Genomic DNA, 4,239 nt, shown 5'->3' with positions numbered 1-4,239 from the left:
AATAAGAAGATCTCATGATAATTTTCTCATGAAAGGAGCATTCACCTTGGCCAACCTCCACTACTACGTCACCGGCAACACCGCAAAAGGTCTTGTCAATCATCTTGAGACAAACCTGCATCATGTCAGCCGAATTATTGCACTGCAGCATCCATCGGCCCGATTAAATACAGCTATAATCGAAAAGCTCGCGGAGCAATATAAGAACAACCACCTGGAAATACTTGAAAGCTCACTGGGGAATGATTATCTTGATGGCATTATCATCCGCGAAAAGTCGCTGGCTTTCCTGGACGAAAGGATTGCCACTAAAAGTACCGAAACAATCAATCTAGCAACCTCTTTTCCAGTTGAGGAACAGGATCTGACGGAGGTTAAACATCTTACAAAACAAGCATACGACAGCTTTGCGGAAGGTTTGAAAATTCACGATGACCTTGAAGACATATATATTAATCAAATGGATTTTGATCACGCAAATGCGTTTGCGGAACAGTTCATTGATGATTTGCTTAACAACATACAAAAGAAGAATCGCACACCACACACGTACACAAGACTTTTCGGTACAAATACAGCAGATGGTGTCGTGAATGTTGTACCGCATCTCATCAAAGACATCAAAAACGTCTATTACATTAAAGGCCGTGCTGGAACAGGCAAGTCCGTGTTTATGAAAAAAATCGCTGCCGCCTGTGAAAGTCATGGTTTTGATGTGGAACGGTATAACTGTAGTTTTGATCCAAGTAGCATTGACATGGTGCTAGTCCGGGAATTGGACTTTTGCATTTTTGATAGTACCAATCCACATGAGTTTTTTCCGGGCCGTGAAGGGGAAGTCATCGTGGATTTGTATGAAGAATTGATTGCACCGGGGACCGATGAGAAATTTGAAACTGACATCAGCGAATTGAACACCCGTTATAAATCATGTATGAAACAGGGCATTCGTTACCTGAAAGAAGCGGGTGACTATCGCCGAAAGATAGAAGAAACATACATGAAACATTTCACGGATGAGGCTATCACGAAAGCAGCCGAATCCATTCAAAGCAAGTAGTCAATATGCCGTTGATTTGCCGGAATCAGCGGCATGTTTGTTGGTCGCAGCAGGATTTAAATAAAAATTACGCTTGTCCTGATGTTCGTTATATAGTATAATCAATTTACAGAATATTAAGAGTTCAATAAAGCCCGGGAGTGATGAAAATGGTATCGATCAAGATGCTTAAGCCTTATTATATTCAGGCAGATGACGAGTACGTGCGAGTCGTTTTAGCGTATCAGTATTTCGCAATCATTCTTAATAAACAAGCTTATCAGTTTGTTCCATTTGAATCCGAGGAAATTAAAATTAATCGCAGGACACAAAAGGTAGAAAATGTTGATGCACGATTCGCTTTTCAAAAAGGAAAAGATATCATTTACATGACGATGTCTGACCTGTTGTGCATTCCGGAATTTCTGGCTCAGCTGCATGTGATTGTCCAGGTGTATAACGAACAGAAGGCGGAGCCCGGTATGGCAGATACCGCTGTGATTGATGAGCTTGTGCGTATGAATGTTAAACGGATGATTGATAAAGCGCTTGATAATCGTAATGAAGAAGCATTTTATCGATTGGTCAAAATGCTTTAGGGAATGATTGGGATAAATTTCTACAGCAAACGTTAGCTGCAAAGGCGTACAAGAAAATAACGTCAGAAAGTTATTGATAGACTTACTGAAAAAACTGGGCTTATCGCCGGGGTTTAGTGGTATAACCCTTCGTTAGATATGGCAGACAAGAAATTTTATAATGTCCTGTCTTGTTAAGAAAAACGTTTTACTTTGACTGGAAATTAAAATTTCTCTTTCTAATAATGAAAATTTATGTTACTATTTATAGATAAATTAACTATTTGGCTTCCCTGTGCCAAATATGAAAAAAATGAAGTGTTAATTCCTTACTATTTTTGAATAGTGAGGAATTTCTATTTTCGGGGAATTTGCTTTTTATTATCAATTGTCTAAACTTTATGACGGAAAATAGACTTCATTTTTTAACTAAGAAATTCAAGGAAGGTGTTAAGATGTCAAAACAGGATAAAAAGGACGAATTTAAGCCATATGTGCCGGCATCCAAAAATCCGCCTGAATTTACGTGGGTTGCCATGGTTATTGGTGCGGTCCTTGCGATTGTATTCGGTGCAGCGAACGCCTACTTAGGCCTTATCGTAGGGATGACCGTATCCGCTTCAATTCCGGCTGCGGTTATTTCGATGGCGGTTCTGCGTATTATCATGAAGCGGACGTCCATTTTGGAAAATAATATTGTGCAGACGATCACTTCTACTGGTGAATCGCTTGCTGCAGGTGTTATTTTTACGCTGCCTGCATTGTTTATTTGGCAGCTTCAGCCAAGCTTGACGACGATTGCGATCATTGCGCTTGCGGGCGGTATTCTGGGTGTCGTCCTGATGATTCCGCTTCGTCGTGCATTGATTGTTAACGAGCATGACACGCTCCCTTATCCGGAAGGTACCGCATGCGCTGAGGTACTCCATGCCGGTGAAAAAGGCGGAAAAGGTGCCAAGCTGGTAATGGGAGGCCTTGGCATCGGTGCAGCATTTAAACTGTTAACGGATGCTGTCAAAGCTTTCCCTTCATCTGTCGAGTGGGAAATTTACAAATTTAAAAATGCAGCAATCGGAATGGACACATTGCCTGCCATGCTTGGTGTCGGGTATATCATTGGACCGCGAATTGCCGGCATCATGTTTGCTGGTGGTGTCCTGGGCTGGCTCGGAATCATTCCGCTGATCAGTTTTATCGGTGATGTCTCGTCTGCTCCGATTTATCCGGGTGATGTACCAATATCAGAAATGGGCTTTCATGATATCTGGGATAACTATCTTCGTTACATTGGTGCTGGTGCTGTAGCATTCGGCGGTATTATGGGATTAATCAAAACAATGCCGACAATTGCAGCGTCATTTACCGGATCGGTTAGAGGTTTTTCCGCTGCTGGTGAAACGACCGACTTGCGTACGGACAGAGATATTCCGATGACATCAATCGTTGTTCTGACCGTTGTGTTCATAGGTATTTTAATGTTCTATCCAACTATTAATGTTGGGATTATCGGAGCCTTATTGCTGTTTATTTTTGGCTTTTTCTTTGTGACCGTATCATCCCGGATTGTCGGTGTTGTGGGAAGCTCGTCCAACCCTGTGTCCGGTATGACGATCGGAGCACTGATTTTTATTTCATTAGTGCTTTCCGCTATCGGTCAAACTGGACAAGCAGGTGCCGTAACCGCGATAATCATCGGTTCGGTTGTCTGTATTGCAGCAGCGATTGCCGGAGATACATCACAGGATTTGAAAACGGGTTATATTGTTGGTGCAACACCAAAATGGCAGCAAATTGCACAGCTCTATGGTGTGTTGATTGTAAGTATTGTCATAGGTTTTATCCTGATTTTGCTTGATAATGCGTATGGATTCGGTTCAGAAGAGCTGCCGGCACCACAGGCCGTACTGATGTCCATGATTGTTGATGGCATCATGAGCGGTGATTTGCCTTGGAACTTAATCTTTATCGGTGCTGCAGCTGCAGCGACGGTTGAATTGTTCGGCATCGGTTCATTGCCATTTGCTGTCGGGCTTTATCTGCCAATTCATACAACAGCTCCAATCATGATTGGTGGACTTATCAATGGTATTATTAAACGCCGTACGAAAAATAAAGAAGAATATGATGCGAAAAATGAACGCGGTATTCTGCTCGCATCAGGTTATATCGCAGGTGAAGCATTAATGGGTGTCATTGTCGCATTAGCTGTCACAGCCGGGGCAGTATTCCCTGAAGAAACAATCTTCGGCCCTTGGGTATCCTTGATTGTAATCGGCATTGTGGCATGGTACTTGTTCCATACGGCGAATAAGAAAATTGCTAAATAAAGAAATTTAATGGAACAGAGCTATCTCTTCGAATGGGATAGCTCTTTTTTTGGAGATAGGCAAATATAAAACTTTCCAATTTGCATAAGTGCAATTATACCTTTTACAAAAAATGTGACGATAAGCCAAGTTTTTAACATCTTCATGCTGAAAGGCTGAATTAGCAGGAAAATGGTCGGATGATTCTGTGAACGTTCGGATATATCAACTGAATCCAGTGGAAATCAACCAAATTGGAGAATTATCAACCAAAAAGAATAGATATCAACCCAAAATGAGATATATCAACTAAATA

At 41.6% G+C, this 4,239-nt stretch carries 3 protein-coding genes; all 3 read left to right on the top strand.

The genetic code is table 11. The features are described from left to right. A partial coding sequence (locus VK080_RS14810) for a hypothetical protein (RefSeq protein WP_324225546.1) occupies window positions 1-1,060 on the top strand: 1,060 nt, incomplete at its 5' end. Window positions 1,061-1,209: 149 nt separating this feature from the next. Continuing rightward, window positions 1,210-1,638: an IDEAL domain-containing protein gene (locus VK080_RS14805; RefSeq protein WP_324225545.1), complete on the top strand. Its 429-nt coding sequence runs from the start codon at window positions 1,210-1,212 to the stop codon at window positions 1,636-1,638. A 434-nt stretch (window positions 1,639-2,072) separates the two neighbouring features. Further along, window positions 2,073-3,944, top strand: a complete 1,872-nt coding sequence (locus tag VK080_RS14800) for an OPT family oligopeptide transporter (protein WP_324225544.1) — start codon at window positions 2,073-2,075, stop codon at window positions 3,942-3,944. Window positions 3,945-4,239: the final 295 nt, after the last annotated feature.

The sequence above is a fragment of the Lentibacillus sp. genome, assembly GCF_035301925.1.
GTDB lineage: Bacteria > Bacillota > Bacilli > Bacillales > Amphibacillaceae > Lentibacillus.
The sequence above is the reverse complement of the archived record's forward strand: the minus strand, read 5'-3'. Positions and strand labels throughout refer to the sequence as shown.

What these genes read in the sequence shown, in the direction of transcription:
- VK080_RS14805 (WP_324225545.1), top strand. Translation starts at nt 1,210, where the DNA reads ATGGTATCGATCAAGATGCTTAAGCCTTATTATATTCAGGCAGATGAC.
- VK080_RS14800 (WP_324225544.1), top strand. Translation starts at nt 2,073, where the DNA reads ATGTCAAAACAGGATAAAAAGGACGAATTTAAGCCATATGTGCCGGCA.